General features: G+C 62.6%; 12 protein-coding genes. 4 read left to right on the forward strand and 8 right to left on the reverse strand.

Features of this window, described 5'->3' with window-relative positions; translation table 11 throughout:
* Nucleotides 1-18: 18 nt before the first annotated feature.
* Nucleotides 19-978 (reverse strand): N-carbamoyl-D-amino-acid hydrolase, encoded by a 960-nt coding sequence (locus PMI42_RS15250; RefSeq protein ID WP_008135577.1) that lies wholly within the window; start codon nt 976-978, stop codon nt 19-21.
* A gap of 255 nt (nt 979-1,233) precedes the next feature.
* On the opposite strand from PMI42_RS15250, the gene PMI42_RS15255 reads away from it, so the two are divergent.
* Nucleotides 1,234-1,458 carry a hypothetical protein gene (locus PMI42_RS15255; protein WP_008135579.1) on the forward strand — a complete coding sequence of 75 codons (225 nt, stop codon included), beginning with the start codon at nt 1,234-1,236 and terminating at the stop codon, nt 1,456-1,458.
* 140 nt (nt 1,459-1,598) lie between these two features.
* Here PMI42_RS15255 and PMI42_RS15260 read toward each other — a convergent pair whose 3' ends face one another.
* A complete protein-coding gene (locus tag PMI42_RS15260) occupies nt 1,599-3,023 on the reverse strand; it encodes a hypothetical protein (RefSeq protein ID WP_157195756.1) in 1,425 nt (474 codons plus the stop codon).
* Between the two features lie 208 nt (nt 3,024-3,231).
* Between PMI42_RS15260 and PMI42_RS15265 the strand changes: the two genes are divergently transcribed.
* The 3 genes from PMI42_RS15265 to PMI42_RS15275 all read left to right on the forward strand — a co-directional run bounded on the left by PMI42_RS15265 (nt 3,232) and on the right by PMI42_RS15275 (nt 6,613).
* On the forward strand, nt 3,232-3,678 hold the full coding sequence (locus PMI42_RS15265; RefSeq protein WP_008135582.1) for a hypothetical protein: 447 nt from the start codon (nt 3,232-3,234) through the stop codon (nt 3,676-3,678).
* A 51-nt stretch (nt 3,679-3,729) separates the two neighbouring features.
* Entirely contained in the window at nt 3,730-5,145 is a 1,416-nt protein-coding gene (locus tag PMI42_RS15270) for a DUF1598 domain-containing protein (protein ID WP_157195757.1), read from the forward strand.
* Nucleotides 5,146-5,284: 139 nt separating this feature from the next.
* The gene (locus PMI42_RS15275) at nt 5,285-6,613 is read left to right on the forward strand and encodes a glycoside hydrolase family 3 protein (RefSeq protein WP_008135584.1); all 1,329 of its coding nucleotides are present in this window, start codon (nt 5,285-5,287) and stop codon (nt 6,611-6,613) included.
* Between the two features lie 15 nt (nt 6,614-6,628).
* Here PMI42_RS15275 and PMI42_RS15280 read toward each other — a convergent pair whose 3' ends face one another.
* The 6 genes from PMI42_RS15280 to PMI42_RS15300 form a co-directional block, all read right to left on the reverse strand.
* Entirely contained in the window at nt 6,629-7,900 is a 1,272-nt protein-coding gene (locus PMI42_RS15280; protein WP_035965764.1) for a PAN domain-containing protein, read from the reverse strand.
* A 129-nt stretch (nt 7,901-8,029) separates the two neighbouring features.
* The gene (locus tag PMI42_RS15285) at nt 8,030-9,457 is read right to left on the reverse strand and encodes a hypothetical protein (protein WP_035965766.1); all 1,428 of its coding nucleotides are present in this window, start codon (nt 9,455-9,457) and stop codon (nt 8,030-8,032) included.
* Between the two features lie 52 nt (nt 9,458-9,509).
* Nucleotides 9,510-11,810: a hypothetical protein gene (locus tag PMI42_RS15290; RefSeq protein ID WP_157195758.1), complete on the reverse strand. Its 2,301-nt coding sequence runs from the start codon at nt 11,808-11,810 to the stop codon at nt 9,510-9,512.
* Nucleotides 11,807-12,538 carry a hypothetical protein gene (locus PMI42_RS39180; protein WP_157195759.1) on the reverse strand — a complete coding sequence of 244 codons (732 nt, stop codon included), beginning with the start codon at nt 12,536-12,538 and terminating at the stop codon, nt 11,807-11,809. Before PMI42_RS39180 ends, PMI42_RS15290 begins: the two co-directional genes overlap by 4 nt.
* Before the next feature lie 15 nt (nt 12,539-12,553).
* Entirely contained in the window at nt 12,554-14,755 is a 2,202-nt protein-coding gene (locus PMI42_RS15295) for an ABC transporter ATP-binding protein/permease (RefSeq protein ID WP_008135592.1), read from the reverse strand.
* Nucleotides 14,756-14,787: 32 nt separating this feature from the next.
* Nucleotides 14,788-16,590, reverse strand: a complete 1,803-nt coding sequence (locus PMI42_RS15300; RefSeq protein WP_240535245.1) for a VWA domain-containing protein — start codon at nt 16,588-16,590, stop codon at nt 14,788-14,790.
* Nucleotides 16,591-16,624: the final 34 nt, after the last annotated feature.

The following is a 16,624-nucleotide window of genomic DNA, read 5'->3' on the forward strand; positions in this document are numbered from 1 at the left end:
CGGGCTACGAAGCAACAATCACCCCTTCGGCCGGACCGGCGTGCCGTCCGCCATCGTCGTCACGCCCTTCCGCTCCACGATCATTCCGTACGCCCTCGGCTGACGATGGACGTCGAAATTGAATGTCGTGCGCTTGTAGGAATTGCAGAGATCGAGATCGCAGCGGGCGAGCGCGATCTCGTCACCCTTGGTGGTGCACCTCGCGACGATCTCCCCGGAAGGGGCGATGATGCAGCTGCCGCCGATATGGTCCACGCCCTCCTCGATGCCGGCCTTGGCGACGCCGACCACGAAGGTGCCGTTCTGATAGGCGCCGGATTGCATCACCAGATGATTATGAAAGAGCGAGAGGTCGTCGTGCTCGGGCGCAGGCGGATTGTGCACCGGCGTGTTGTAGCCGATCATCACCATCTCGACGCCCTGGAGCCCCATCACCCGGTAGGTTTCGCTCCAGCGGCGATCGTTGCAGATCGCCATCCCCATCACTCCGCCGAAAGCGTTCACGACACCAAAGCCGCTGCCGGGCTCGAAATATCGCTTCTCCAGATGCTGGAATTCGCGCCACGGTTCGTGCTCGGCATGGCCGGGCAGATGGACCTTGCGATATCTGGCGACGATCGCGCCGCTCTTGTCGACCAGGATGGAGGTGTTGTAGCGCCTGACAATCCCGGCCTCGACGACGAGTTCGGCATAGCCGAGATAAAACCCGATGCCGAGCTCGCGCGCGAGGTCGAACAGAGGCTGCGTCTCGGGCCCCGGCATCTCGCGCTCGAAGAAACTGTCGATCTCGGCCTGATCCTCGAAATACCAGCGCGGGAAGAACGTGGTCAGCGCCAGCTCGGGATAGACGATCAGGTCGCAGCCGTTCGCCCGGGCCTGGCGCATCAACGCCATCAGCCGCGCCACGACCTCGGTTCTCGTCTCGCGCCTTGCGACCGGGCCAAGCTGGCCGGCCGCAACATTCACAAATCTCGCCACACCTCTGTCCTTCGTTCGATTCCCGGGCCTTGCGTCGCCGAACTCTGTCGCGCACCGCGGATGCCGTCATCGCGCCCATGCAGATTCCGCGCCTGTAGAGTTCATTGTGCAGGGACAAGCCGACCCGAGCGCTCAATCCAGGAACTTTCGTTGCCGATCTGCAACGGTTCCCCGTGGTCTGAAGCCGGCCAAAAGAAACTCCCATTGCGGCCACGAACCGCTCTCACAACGCCGTGAGACGACAGGGGAACTACGATGCGTGCACAACGAGTCTGGACGGTGAACGGGGGGCCCAGCATCGGGCAGCTGCAAACCAGACTGGACGACCTGAACAAGCGTCTCAGTCAGCTTGAAAGCCAGAATCCGGAGAGCTGGAAGCTCGACGAACTGAGATCGAGTGCGCTCAGCCTGTCGCGCGAGATCGACGACATTCGCTGTGCCCAGGCGACGGCGGCCCTGAGCGAGTTGCTGCGGAAGTAGCCAGGCCCGTCGATTCGACGGCGCGCAGGATGGGGAGAGCGAAAGCAAAATCCGTCATGTTCCGCGAGCAGGATGCGCGATGGGTTTCGCGTCGCTCTACCCGTCCGACGAGCCCGACGATTCGCGGTCGGTTCCGGCGTTCAGTCCACGAGGCGCGCCGTGTACGTTCCGCCGTCGCAGGACGTGCAACATCCCTTGCAGGCTTCTTTGGCGTACATGCCCGCGCCCCAATGCGGCCCCTTCGCCTGCCCGAGGACCCAAGCCCCGTAGCATATCTTTTCGTTCTTGATGCAATTGAGCGTGTGGGAGTTGTTTCCCTTGTTCATCGTCCAGTTCTTGTCCCAGTTGGGCCATCCCCAGTGCCTGGTCTGCGAATAGAAGGCCACGGAAAGCGTGCGGCTCGTGGCATTCTCGATGTTCCAGGTGATCGTCGGGGTCGGGGTGTATGACGACGCGAGGTCGAAAGTCTGGCGGACCGGGGCCCCGCCGCAGCGTCGACAGCAATTGGTGCAACTGTCCTTGCCGGCGCGTCCCGTTCCCCACGATGCGCCGATCGGATCCGACTTCACGGACGCGCCATAGCAAATCAACTGACCCGGAGTGCAGGTGACGCCGTAGTTGCCGGTTGCACCCTTGTCGATCCTGTAGATCTTCGATTCCTCGGGATCGACGCGGGCGCGGGTATCTCCATCGTAAAAAGCAATCTGGATAGGCTCATCGACGCTGTTGATCAGAGCAAAATCGACCCGGCGCGGCTCTTCGGGCACTTCAGGCGCTTTCGCCTCGGGCTTCGGCTCGAGAGCCAGTCCTTCCTCCTTCAGCTTCCGGGCCGTTGCGGCCGTCAGGAATCGCGAAACGGGAAGCCCGTTGCGGGCCGTGTATTTTCGGAGATTGTCGCGGTCCGCCTCGCTGAGGCTGGCGCGGCTATCGGGCTTCGACGAGGAGCCGGCGACGGCACTCTGGAGAGCCCAGCGGACATAGGTCAGGTCGGACTGGGAAATGCTCAGGAAACGCTCGAAGCGCTCTCGTCCCGAGACGTCGGCCATCAGCGATTCCGCATCGAACGGGCAAAACTGTTCAAGCTTTTCCGCGATGTCCTCGACGTTCACCCGTTCATAGCGGCCGCTGGCATGACCTCGATCTTCGGTCAGCCTCGCCGTCAGAAAAAAGACCTTCTGGGATCCGATCGACTTCCATAACTCCGAATTCTTGAGCTCGGCGACCGGAATATTCTCCCTGGTGCTCACCGGTCGCCTGACGTTGTTCTGAACGAGCTGGATCTCCGCATGCAGCCGCGCCTCGCCGACGACGAGATCGACCCGATCGAGCCCCCGGGTCACCAATCGCAGCGTAGGGGCAAGGTCGGCATTGAACGCGACGGTCGGAGCAAGGGACACGGTGCAGCTTCGCGACGACCTCGATCCGAGGCCCGACAGCTCAAAGCGATCGTTCTTGAACAGAACCTCGGCAGCCGCACATTGCACGGACAGCGCAATCGCAAACAAGGCCGATACCGCACCGGAAATCCAACGACGTGTCATCGCACACTGATCCTGCCCCGACACCAGGGCCCCCGAGGCGGGGACAGGTCAATGACCGCTCGTCGCCCGCACCCGTCGCCACCGGTGTCCCCCGCGAATATTATTTCCGGCCCAACCATCGATGCAAATGGAAAGCAGATCCGGCTGCTGTCTTGACAACGAAAAGTTGCCTCCTGATACTGTCCCGATACTGCGATCGATTGTTGTACGTTCTCGTTTGAAGGCCCCGGGCATGGCCAGGTCCGTCAGCTGCAAGGAAGGGATATTCGCTCTGCTCGCTGTCGCGTTGCTGCTCTCGCCTGGCCGGGAGGCCGCGGCACAGGCTGCGTGCAATTGCTCGGTGAAATTGGGTTCCTGCTTCGCCAGGATCAGCTTCAGGCACGAGGTGGCCCATATCAGCGTCAACACATCCCAGTGCGCGCAGGTCGCCTATTCCGTGAACGGCAACCCGACCGCGGCGACGATCACGGACGGCAGCGGCGACCAGGACTGGCTCGGAGTCCCCGACGGAGTGCCGGTCTCTTTCGAGTCCTGCTCGATTTGCGCGTCAGGCACCGAAGCTGCGCGGGATGCCGGCGGGATCAAGCTCAACGTCAGCCCGACCGGCCGACGAGACCCGACGAAGGCCAACGAGATCCGCAAGGACGCGCTGAAGCTGCTTGGCCGCCCCGGATCATGAGGCGCCACAGGCATGTCCCGTGAGAATGCAAACTCCCCCGGGCTGCCGCCGATGAGCAGCAGCGCTGTCAGCCGCAGGCACTTTCTGGCCCTGTCCGCTGCGGGAATGGCCTGCCTGCCGGCCAGGGCATTCGCGCAGACCGTCTGCGACAGGATCGAGCCGACGATCCTCCAGCCGCGCATCCAGCGGGCGGTGTCCCTGCGACAGGTGATCCAGAAACTCGCCGACGGCAATCCGGTCAAATTCCCCGGCCTGACCAGGCTCGATGGCTATGTCATCGACGAGGAGAACGACGATATCGGACTCATCGGCCTCGCGGAGCCCGGTCAACGTGACCTCGAGGCCGCCGATTTCGTCGTGGCCTTGCGATCGGCGTTCCTGCGGGGAATGCACGACGGCGTCAACTACGACTTCAGCGCCGCCATCTCGATCGACCCGAACCCGGAGGTGTTTCGCCGCCTGCGCGACATCCGGACCACAAATCCCGACGGCCGGCACTCATATGAGGACGTCTGTCGCGCGCCGCAGACGGTTCGCGTCGACGGCATGATCCGCGCCTCGCGCGTCGCGGCGCTGCTGGTCGATGCCGATTATCGCATGAAGCAGGTCAGCCAGGGCGCCCTGAAGCTGCCGACGAGCAAGCCGATCGTCGGCGACTTCGACGCCAGGATTGCGATTTGGCGGTCTCAGCTGGACGCAAAGGGGGCGAGCGACCTCGTCGCCAACATCACCAGATATTGGTTCACCCCCGGCCAGTTCGGCTACATCGCAAGCGAGGACGGCGCGGACACGATTTATCTGGACCGCGCACAGGTCCTGCTCAAGGACGAGGCCGAAGTCCTGACCGCGGGCGCGAGCAAGACCGTCGCGTCCGGATCAATCGACACGTACGCCCGCGCCTTCACCTGTGCCTGGACGGCATCCATGGAGGAGACCTATCGCGCCGAGCCGATCTGGCGGGAGCTCTACAACATGTATCGCCACTTCGCCGTGGCACGCATCATGGCGGAGACCGGCGCATTCAACAGGGTGAAGCTCGACATTGCCTTCCTGCTGGACCGCTACAAGGTGCCGAACGTCAACCTGCCCGCCTCGCTGCCGGGATTGAGCCGGATCGTCACCCATTCGACCAAAAGGCGATCGACGACGTGGAATGCGGCCTACGCGGTCTGCGGTGGCGTCCAGGTCGGCTTGTCCAAGGTCGCCAAGTCCGGCGATTCCGACGGGAACGTCCAGCGCACGGGGCAGAACGTGTTGTCCTCGCGGCCTTCGCGCGACACGCTGGCCTGGAATGTCGTGCCGGGCTCGCTGAAGAGCGTCTTCAAGAAGAAGCCGGCGCCCGACGCCGGCGCGTCATCGGAGCGCGCGGCTCCCGCCGGCACGGGCTCGATCAAGGACCTGTTTCCTCCCGTGACGACCGAGAAGCCGATCGCGGCCCCGTCGCTTCGCGAGCTCTTCCGAACCTGAGCTTCGCCTCGCGTCACGACCGGATGTCCCGCTCCGTGTCCGGCGGACGACAGGGTACGGCAAGCGACGGACAATATGGTTAACGAGATATTAAGACTCGACGACCATGATCCGGACGACGAAAACAAGGACAGCATTCGTGGCGATCGGCCGAACCATCGCGATCCTGTGTTGCGGCCTGGGATTTTCGTCATGGGCGGCAGCCGACCCGCTGCCTGCGCCGGTCTGGGATCTGTTTTCCAACAACCGGCAACCGCAAGCCGTGCGAGCGGCGGGCGATGCCGCGCCGCGGACGCCGCCGCAGCAGGTCGACGCGCCGAAAGCGGTGCCCGCAGCTCCCAAGGAAGCTCCTCAGATAGCTGCCAAGACAGCTGTCAAGACAGCTCCCGTCGCGCTGGACGCCGTCCCCGACGATTTGGTGATCCGCAACATGATCGGCCAGATGATCATGATCGGCTTCCCGAGCAGCGCGCGTGACGAGAGCTGGCAGCCCCGCATCGGGCGGCTGGTCAGGGACGGCAAGATCGGCGGCATCATTCTCTTCTCGGAGAACGTCATCAACCCGCGCCAGGTCAAGCAGCTCACCGATTCCGTGCAGGTCAGGGAAGGCCCGCAACCGTTCATCTGCGTCGATCAGGAAGGCGGCGCGATCCAGCGACTGACCGCCAACAAGGGGTTCATCGGAACGCCCGGCGCACAGCAGATCGCGGCGATGGCACAGGCGCAGGCCTTCCAGTATTACCAGAGAGCCGCGCAGGAGATGGCCCATCTCGGCATCAACTGCAATTTCGGACCGGTCCTCGACCTCAACGTCAACCCCGACAGCCCGATCATCGGCGGCCTTGGCCGCAGCTATTCGGCGGAGCCGCGCAAGGTCGTTACCTATGCAAGGTCATTCATCGACGCCCATCGCCAGGCCGGCATCCTGACGGCTGCAAAACATTTCCCCGGCCACGGATCTGCGAAGGAGGATTCGCACGAACAGGTGGTCAACGTCTCCCGCACATGGAAGGAGATCGAGCTCGAACCGTTCCAGGCGATCGTCAAGGACGATCCGACGGACATGGTGATGATCGGCCATCTCGTGCATCCCCGCTTCTCGGACGGAGACCGCCCCTCCAGTCTCTCGCAACACACCATCAAGGACATCTTGCGCGACCAGCTCGACTATCGCGGCCTCGTCGTGACCGACGACCTCGATATGGGCGCCATCCGCAAGCGCTACGGCGTCGAACAGGCGGCCGTGATGGCCATCGAGGCCGGCAACGACATCGTCATCGTCGCCAACACGAAGGTGCCGGATCCCTTCATCGCCGATCGCGTCGCGGACGCGGTGTTTCGAGCCGTCGCGGAGGGCCGGATCAGCCGCACGGCGATCGAGGAATCCTACAGCCGGATTCTCGCCGCCAAACGCAAGCTCGCCGAACGCCGCAACTACGTGCTCCAATCCGGCGCGCGGCTCCAGTAAAGCAACCGGAAGACGTCACTTGGCGCCGCTCACGATGTCGTCGCTCAGGCGCCGCTCCACGATCTGCCGCTTCATCCAGCACCAGCGCTTCGACTTGACGTAGGAAAAGCCGACGCAGGACGCGTTGCTCTGGCAAGCGCTCGAGCATTGGTCCAGCGAGATATTGCGAAGCCCGCCCGCAAGATCGCCGCCCGGCAGATCGATGCCGTTCTGGATCGTGATGGCGAAACGCGGCACCGACACGGCAACCAGCGACGCCGAAACGGCCTCGATGCTCGGTTTGGGCTGTCCCGTGCCGGTCTTCAGGATGCAGACATTGCGCCGCTTGTTGAAGGTGAAGGCCCGGCAGCTGCCATTGTCACGGCAAGCCGCCCGGCAGTCGTCGAAGCTGGAGTTCAGCAGCCACGGCTTGATGTCGTCACCGTCGAAGTCGGTATTCTCGTAAGAATAGAACTCGCGCGCGGCGGGCGCCGGCGAGGGCGTTGGCGAGGGCGTTGGCGAGGGCGTCGATGAAGGCCAAGGGGGAGGCGTGGGCGTCGGCGGCGGTGGCGGCGGGTTGGCGAGATTGGCCAGCGCTTGTCCGTCCGCCGTCAGCCGACGGGCGCTCTCGGCCGTCAGATATTGGGAGATCGGCAGCCCGTTTTCACCGGCATAGCGCTTGAGATAGCCGCGCTCCTGCGCCGACAGCGACGAGGCCTGGTCCGGCTTGCCCGACAGCGCGCCGTATTTCTGGCCGAGGGCCCAGCGGATGAGCGTCAGATCGGACACCGACGTCCGCAGCGTGCGCTCGCCCTGCTCGCGGGCCGACAGATCGCTCATCAGGCTCTCCGCGTCGAACGGGCAGACGGCTTCGACCTTTGCAAGAATGGCGTCCAGATCCACCCCTTCATATCGGCTGCTCACGAACTTGCCGTTCCCGGCGAGCTGCGCGGTCACGAAGAACAGCCGTCGCGATTTCAGCGCCTTGCCGAGCTCCGAGGCACGGAACTGCTCGGCCGTGCCGCCCTCCACCGTCGCGAAGGGCTGGCGGCCGTTGCGCTGGACGATCAGCTGGCCGGTGTATTGGGACGGCTTGTCGATGCCGAAGGACAATTGCGCAGCGCCCGTGGTCACCAACCTGATCCGCGGCGCAAGGTCGTCCCCGAGCACCCGTGCGGGCTTCAACAGCACGGTGCAGTTTCGCGACGTCCGCGCTCCGCTCCCCGAGATCTCGCTGCCGGCGTCGCTCGACAGCAGCTCGCCCCTGGCCGGGCCCGTGAGAGCGGCGATCAAGACCAGGCCGAGCACGGCCCTGACGGCATGCCGACACGTCCACGACACCCGACAGGCGCGATGCTGTCCTGCAAGCCCTGCGGGGCGGTCAGTTCGCAAAACGGGAATGCTCATCGCATGGCATGACTCGCGCTGATCTTGCGATTACTGCGCGGTTTCCTTCCAAATCGAATCATTCACCGTGAGCCATAGCCTGATCGTGTACCATTCCGATTGTGCCGCGTAGGGGGGGCGCGCGGGAAGGATCGATGTCGGCGTGAGCGTCCGCGGCAGGAACGTCATCATGCGTTTCTCGTTTCCTGCCGCCAGCACCGGCGCGAAATTTCGCAAGCTCACGACCGCGTTCTTCTGGCTCTCTCCGACCCGAACCAGCTCCATGACGATCTCGTCCGCCATCGCCTCCGAATAATCGACATAGCGCACGCGCGGAACGTTCTTGAGCTGCCGGCTGGCATTCTTCAGATCATCGCCCGGCTCCGGCGTCACCTGCGCGAATATCGCCGAGGGCTGGGTGTGAAGCGAGAGCTCGAAATTGCCGATGTTGACCGGCAGGCTCGACGCCGTGGTGGCGAGCTCGACGTCGGCTCCGGACAGCACCACCAGCACCTGCGCGGCGGCGTCATCGGCCTTCAGGCTGTTGTTCATCGTCACGAGACCATCGAGGAGCGGCTCGCGCTCGCCATCGGTGGTCTGATCCACGCCGGAAGGATGCCAGACCACCTTCTCGACCTCGCTCAGCGACATCTTGCCGAGGAACGCGCTCTTGTTGCTCCTGGTGGCACCGAACGTGGCCACCACGGTCGAGCGAATCCGCTTGCGAAGCTGTTCGTTGCGGCCGAGCGATTTGAGAACGCCTCCGACCGCCCGCTCCAGGAAACCATTGGTGCTGCCGCTGACATCGACGACGAAGTCGAGGTCGATCGGCCGTTCCGAGCCGGATTTTGCGGTTTCGAACGCCTGGTACATCTGCCGGGAGATCGGCATCATCACCGACATGATCTTGATCTGCCGGCCCAGCACATCCACCGCATCCCGCTCGACGACCGGGAGTTTCAGCTGAAAGGACGGCTCGGCCTCGAAATATTCCTCGTAATCATATTGCGAGCTCTGCCGGTTCTCGCCCGACAGGAATTCATTGAGCCTGACCGCGCTTTCCCAGAATTGAATCTTCGGCCGGTCCGGCCGGTTATAGCCGGACGTCGAGGCCAGCCATTGCGGCGAACCCATGGTGGTCAGATAGGTCGAACGAACATAGACATATTTGTCGTCCTGGAGCTTCAGCTTCAGATAGCTGGCGGGCCCCTCGGTCGCCTCATAGGCCTTGCCGAATTCGAAGTTCTGCGGATGGCTGTCGGTCAGCGCCTCGGTGTCGGACACCGGAAGCGGGCTTGCCTTTGCGAAGGCGAAGACCTTGGGCGCAGCCGGCGACGGGGACGCTGGCGTCGCCTGCGCAAGCTGCATCGTGGCTTCCGCGGCGCGCGCGCCGTTGAAACAAAGGGCTGGCAACGCCAGCGCCGACGCAGCGATGAGGCACCATGCACGCAGACGCGGCATCAACCTGGACATCTTCATGGGCCGGCAATCTCCCGCTGCGACCAGGCCATCATGCGCGCGTTTGGCAAGATCATTTGAAACCAAGACCGACCTCGGACACGTAGAACAGGGTGCAATTCGGACCGGAGGGAGCCACCGGCCTTCTCGTCTCGTCCACCAGCCGGGCCACGCCGTCCGCGTATGTCGAAACGAAGGCCCGCGCCTTTTCTTTCTCGTCCCCCTTCAGCTCTGCCAACGATTTGAGGGACCAGTCGGGAAGAGTCTTGGGCAGCCGCGGATAGGTCTTGCTGTCGCCCATCTGGAGCACGTCGAGGATGCTCGGCTGCGGCCTGCCGGTCGTGCCGGCGAAATCCGCAATGATCTTCGATCGCATCGCGCCGTCCGGGGCCCACAGGTTCTGTACGTTCTTCAGATGATTTTGGAGAGCGACCGCCGATTCAGCCGAGAGAACATAGCCGCGCTCATCAAACACGTCCTGGGCGTCGAGCACCAGCTTGCCGGAGAGCCCTCCACGATCCGGCGGCGTGTCGGTCGCAGCGCGTGGTGTCGCAGCCGACAGAGAGAGCGTCGTACGCAATTTCAAGGCCAGCAAATTGGCTTCCTCGGCGCTGACCAATCGCCGTGTCGCGGTGACCGAGCCCGGGCCTTCCTCGAGCACTTCGCCGCTCTGGCGAGAATTGACCGGCTCCTTCAGGTACGCGATGCTGAACCCCGGCATCCGCGCGGTGACGATCTGAAGCCATTTGCTGGGCTGCCCCGACGGCGTGTGGGGAATTGCATCGCTCGCACTGACGGTATCCAGGAATTTTTCCAGGCGCTGCGGGATGGTGCTGGGGATGGAATAGGCTCCCTTGACCCAAAACACCTTCTCGACCTTCCGCGAGCGCATCAGGGTCTCGAAGTCGTCGAACAGTTCGAGCAGCTGCGCTTCATCCAGAACATCGGGACGAGACAGCCCTTTGTCGGCCGCGGCCTTCACCAGTGCACCAAATGACTGGTATTGCCCCGCGGTTCGCGTCGATCCCGCCTGATCGACGAGCTGCCACTCGATGTCCAGGTCGATACGATCGCTCCCGGCCGCATTCAAGGAGTTGTCGATCAGATCCAGACCGGACACCGCCAGTTCCGCGGCGCCGCCGACGACGAGAATACGAAGGGTCTTGCCGGGCTTCGGCGCCACGTTCACAGCCGGGCGGCCCCGCGTTTCGCTCATCCCCGGGATCGATATCAACAACGTGGTCGAGCTGCCCTCGCGCGTGGCGCGAACCAGCTCATACGGGACGAGCTTTTTCACACTGTCGGCGACATCGATCTTGCCGTCGACGGGAAACGCGGCATTGCCGACGGCGACATAGTCGAGCCCGTTCACCGATGCGGCATCGTTGCGGGCTCCGACGGTCTGCAAGGATGCGAACTTCACGTCCTTCGGTCCCTGTTTGACCATTCTGGTATGGACATCACAAACGACGTCCTGAGCCGGCGCTTTGCCTGGACCGTTGAGCGGCTTCGTCGCCGGAGCCATCGCCTCCTTCAGACGCAAGCTCTCGGAGCTTTTGTTGTCGAGCCCCAGCTCGCTCAGGGATTTTTTCGGACCCTCAGACTTTGCCGGCGGTGCAACCGCCACCTCGCTTCCCGGACCAAACGGCTTTGATAGCCCCGAAGCCGGGCCGGACGTTGCAGGACCATTTTTCTCGGGAAACAGGCCTTCGATCGACGAAGAGCCGGGAATATTCTCTGGCGGCCTTACAGGCTCAGCAGAGAACCCACCCGACCGATCAACGATCGTTGCTCCGGGCTCCGAAGCCGACGGCCTTTGACCGGCTCTGCTTCCAGTATCAAAATCATCGACTGGCTCAAGATATCTGTCTGAGTCTCCAATTTTGCAGCCGATCCTATAGAGATCGGGGCGAGCTCGAGCGATAGGCCGGGGAAAGAACGTGTTGAACCGACCGTACCACAAGTCCGCAGATTCCGATCCATCGGGCTTGAAGTCGATTGTTACTCCAATCGGCATGATGAAGTCAGGCTCCACCCTGGGATCACCTGTCAAACTCCACATGCCCACGATTTGAGGATACTTCGTTTTGAAAGTGCCTTCCTTCAGCTCGACGCCGCCGGTTGTGGGAACCCAACCCATTCCACGGCGTTCCGGCTCTGGATTAAGCCGATCGTTCGGATCTCCTATCCAGTAAGGGAAAATCCAGATTAGTGTGCCCCTCTTAAAGCCCGGGACGACGCGGTAGTTAATACATCTTTTGAAACTAGGCTCGATCTCCGCGATCTCGCTTGCAGCCTGCGCCCTCGCTTCCTCGATGGACACGAGCAGTCCTCCGAGTGCGACGAGAGTGAGGAGCCCGCGCTTCCAGATCATGGCAATCGGCTTCCCTCAGTCTTGCCGGACGTTGGCGCGGTCGGCTTCAGCAGCAACTCGCCGATTGATCCCGTTGACGTCTTCCCCTTGTCCGGATTGGCCCCCGCGGAAAGCGGATTGACCGAGCCGGGATGATCTACGTCACGAACAGCCTCGAGATGATCCGTAGACGTACCCGCGATACACTCGATGCTGAAACGTTCAGGCATTGCGATATCCGCGCCTCGCGGCACGAATTCGTGGAAATAGCCATGCCACGCTTTCACAGGTGGCGATGAAGCAGGAAAATCGGGAGAGAAGTCGATCGTGATATTGGTAGGCAGAATGAACTCATAACCGATAGCAGCGCCTGGGGATCTCGATCCGTCCGTCGAGCCTGGTGCTGGTCTAGGGTCGCTTGCAAATCGCACAATTCCGACAACCACTGGAATTTGGGTTATGAACGTACCCCCTTTGGCTTCTTCTGCGCCTCCCACGTTGACCCATCCAACTCCACGGCGCCGTTTTTCATTGTTGATCGCAACTCCCTTGGCGTCGCCAATCCAGTAGGGAAATATCAAAAGGCTCTTCCCTTCCTTAAGTCCAGGAACGACGCGATAATTCGCGCATCTGCGGAAGGCAGGTTCGATCCCCGCAATCTCGCTTGCGGCCTGCGCCCTCGCTTCCTCGATGGACACGAGCAGTCCTCCGAGTGCGACGAGAGTGAGGAGCCCGCGCTTCCAGATCATGGCAACCAGCTTCCCTCAGCCTTGAAGGACTTTGGCGGGGTCGGCTCGCGCGGTCCTGATCGCCGGGTAAATTGCCGAAGCGATCCCCACGATCACCGACGACACCAGGATGATAATATAGAACTGGCCGACCGGCGCGAACACCTTCTCCAGACCTGCGCCCGGATTTTGATCCGCCAAAAACCTTCGCGCACTGTCGACCAGCACGCTGCCGATCGCAAGTCCGACCGCGGCGCCGACCAACGACATGATGATCGTCGAGATGACCTGCGTGATCACCAGATCGCCGCGCCGCATGCCGAGGATGCGCCACAACGCAAATTCGCGCTCGCGCAGCTTCGCGCTCGAAAACAGGTTGGTGGCGACCGTCAGCGCGACCGCGGCGACGATCAGGACCAGCAGCGGCACGAAGATGTTCCAGGCGAGGTCGCGGACGTCCAGCACCCATTTGAACTTCCAGATCTCGGAATCGGGCTTGTAGCCGAGCTGCGAGAGCTGCTGGAACACCGGGATGATGTCCCGGATCTCCTTGGTATAGACCTGGAGCTGGTCTTCCCATGGAAACGAGATGATCTCGCCGATCTTGCCGCGATCCTCGGTCCAGGCATCGCCGGCCTCGTTCAGCGGCATGACGATGACGCCGTCGCGGTCGATCTTGTAGCGGTCGAACACGAGCTGGGTCTTGTTCGGCAGATACAGCTGCCTCCCGCCTTCGGCGAACAGGATGATGCCGACGACCTTCAGCTGGATCTTGCGGATGCGGGCCGTCAACAGCTGACCGGTCCTGGCGAATTGCGGCACCTCGATGGTCACCGACTTGCCGATGAAATCGGAATAATGCCGGGTGCCGTCGCCGAGGCTGGCGGCCTCCGTGAAGAGATCCTGGAGCAACGAGACCGTCACGATGACCTCGAGCTCTTCGTTGTCAGGGTTGAAGGGACCGCCGGCGACGAAGTTCAGGAGCCGGTATTCGGGATCGTCGGGGTGCAAGCCCATCGCCGAGTAGATGGTCTTCTGCCCATCGGCGGCGTAGATCCCCATGATCGTCGCACGTCGCGGCACGATCGCCTGGATGTTGGGCCAGGCCCTGATGGTCTCGACGACCGGGAATCTCACCTCACTGCCCTGATCGACGGTCCGGGGCTTGATCTCCAGCCGGTTGAGCCGCGATCCCCTCGTCATCGCGTCGTTGAGAAAGGCCTGCGCGCCGACGATGACGGACGAGAATACGCCGATCTGGCACACCCCGACGCACAGCGAGACGAGCACGAGAAAAAGGAATATCGGCCGCTGGAAAGTCTCGCGGATCGCCTCCGCCAAGAGGATCCGAAGCGGCGCACGCGGCATCCAGCCGTACAGGATCTTGGCGCCGGGTGCAGGCAGCCGGGTCGCGATGTCAGGTGCAGCCGATTGAGCCGCATCCGGCGCGAGCTCGCGGAGGACACCCTTCGACAGTTCGAGCTGCCGCCCGGTCTGGTAGAAGACCTTGTCGTGGGACACGACGATGACGGTGTGGCCAGCGTCGCGCAACGCCAGCAGGAGATTCAGCACCTCCTGCTTCCGGCTTTCGTCGAGACTGGCGGTCGGCTCGTCGGCCAGGATGATCGCCGGACGGTTGATGACCGAACGCATGATGGCCGCGCGCTGCTTCTGGCCGCCCGAGACCTGATTGGGGCGGCTCGACAGAATCTTATCGTCGAGCTCCCGCCCGGTGAAGAAGGACGGAGCCAGGGCCTGGATGCGCTCTCGCGCGCTGCGCCTTTCGGCGGACGTTCCCTGCAGGCGGATCGGCAGCTCGATGTTTTCGCGCACCGCCATGTGCGCGAACAACTGACCGTCCTGAAAGATGAAGCCGATATTGTTCGAGCGGAGTTCGTCGCGATACCAGAGCGGCTGCGATTTGACCTCGTCGCGGCCGAAAAAGTACTCGCCTTCGAAATCACCGTCGAGCATTCCGATGATTCTGAGCAGCGACGTCTTGCCGGATCCGCTCTCGCCGCGGATCACGTTGAACGATCCCGCCTGGATATCGAGGCTCAGATCCTTCAACACCTCGGCGACTTCGCCGCTCGCACTCCGATAGCTCTTGCGAATGTTGCGGAGCGACAGCACCGCACCGGCATGTGATGAAGGGGCAACCCCCTGGATCTTCAGATCCGGCGTGTCACGCCCGTCATCGCGCGTGAGGACAGCGTCCGATGTCACCTTGTCCGTCATTGATCGCCAACTAGCGGCCTGTGTGGTTCAGCTCAGGGCAATTGCGACACCGGCATCCAGACCGCCGGACTCTTGTCCAATTCCTCCAGATGGGCATCGAAGAATTGGGTCATGGTCTTGCTGGCATCCTGAATGCGCCGGGTCAGGGCCAGGCGTTCATCCCGGGTGAGACCGGCCAGATACTCGAGATTGAACTCAAGCAGCTTGGTCCTGAACTGGATGCCCAGCCGCTTCTTGATCGTGACGGCGATGTTTTCCTTCGGATCGTAGTCTTCACCCGCGATGGCAGCCAGCGCCTGGGCAGCACTCTCCTTCATTGCGTTGACATCGACACCTGTCACGCCGAGTGCGGCGAACAGGTTGATCAGACGCTCGAGCGTCCGCTTCTCGACCTGGATCTGCGGTTCGAGCAGGTCAGGATTCTCAAGGACGAACCCTTCACGGATCAGGACACCGCCCTTGCCAGGATCGACGTTGAACTTGATGCCGGCAGCGCGCAGACGATTGAGCTTTTCGCCATCGAGCACCGCGAGGGGAATCGTGGCGTAGCCGCGGTAGTCGAACTCGAGCTTGGAGAGATCCTTCTTGCCTTCGGCGTAAGTCTTCTCCGCCCTGCTGGTGAGCTGCGCAGCGAGTGCACCGGTGACGCGCCTGCGGCGCTCTTCATCGTCACCCTTGCCCCATTCGATGAACTGGCCGCCCGAACCTTCGCCGATGGTCGTCAGCACCGAAACGAGATTTGGCCCCGTGGTGGGTCCGGCCTGGACCGAAATCACCGGAATACTGTCCGTCAGCAGGTCGCTGGCGATCTTGCCGGGCTCGATGCCCGGCGGGACACCGTTATGGATCTTTCCCAACGTCGTCGGCTTCGCGTCGTCGCTGAGCACGGCGATCAAGATTCGACGGCCGCCGCCGCTTTGGTCAGCACCGGCACTTTCGGCCCAGGGGAACAGATGATGAGCTATATAGACCGCGTCGAGAACCGGCTCGGGAGGATCGCCACCACCCTTCATGTATTCCGGCTTCGCCGCACTGGCGAGCGCAGCCACAGCATCCTGCACGGTCTGCGGCTTGATGATCACGTATTTCTCGTCGTCGCCCTCGTCGCGAAAAAACACGAAGCCGATGCGCGAAGCCTTTTGAACCTCGGCCGGCAGGCTTTCGAACGCCGTCTTGATGTCCTGCGCCACCTTGCCCGCAAATGGCGCCATCGAGCCCGTTGCGTCGAAGGCGATCGCGAAGGTCGCGCTGGTCATCGCCTCGTTGAGTTTCTTGAGGGTCGCGTCCTTGTTGTCCTTGGACGTGTCGATGACGACCTTCGTCTCGGGCGGCAGCGCCGCCGGCAGCAGGACGTCGAAGACCCGCTTGTCGACGGTTCCGCGCAGCTTCTCGGTCTTGCTGCTCAGGACCGGATAAGGCCGGGTTGCCCGCTCGCGCTTCAACGTGGACTGCAAATCCTCCTTGTAGGCCGGCTTGCCCAGATTGATGTTTCCGGACTCCAGAAACTTCTGCAGCATGTCGTGGTCGTCCCAGGCCACGATCTCCGGACGGTCGCCGGTGAAAGCCACGGCGCTGAAGTTCAGCGCCTCGCGCGTCGGCCAGGGATGGACCTGATCCTTCAGGACGTAGCCGACCTTGCCCTTTTCGGCCTGCTCGACCGTTTCGGCCGGCAGATCCGTGACCTTGTAGAACTGGTCTTCCTCGCAGATCACGAAATACGGCGCCAGCAAATCCAGGGTGAATGCGGCGTCCGCACCACCCGGTGCCTTCTTGGCCTCGACCTTGTCGGAACCACCGACGACCTTGAAGATGAAACCACTTTCCGTGGTCTTCATCTTGGGTGCGGTACAGGCTTCTGCCACTGAAAAA

Origin of the sequence: Bradyrhizobium sp. YR681, assembly GCF_000282615.1 — a bacterium.
GTDB lineage: Bacteria > Pseudomonadota > Alphaproteobacteria > Rhizobiales > Xanthobacteraceae > Bradyrhizobium.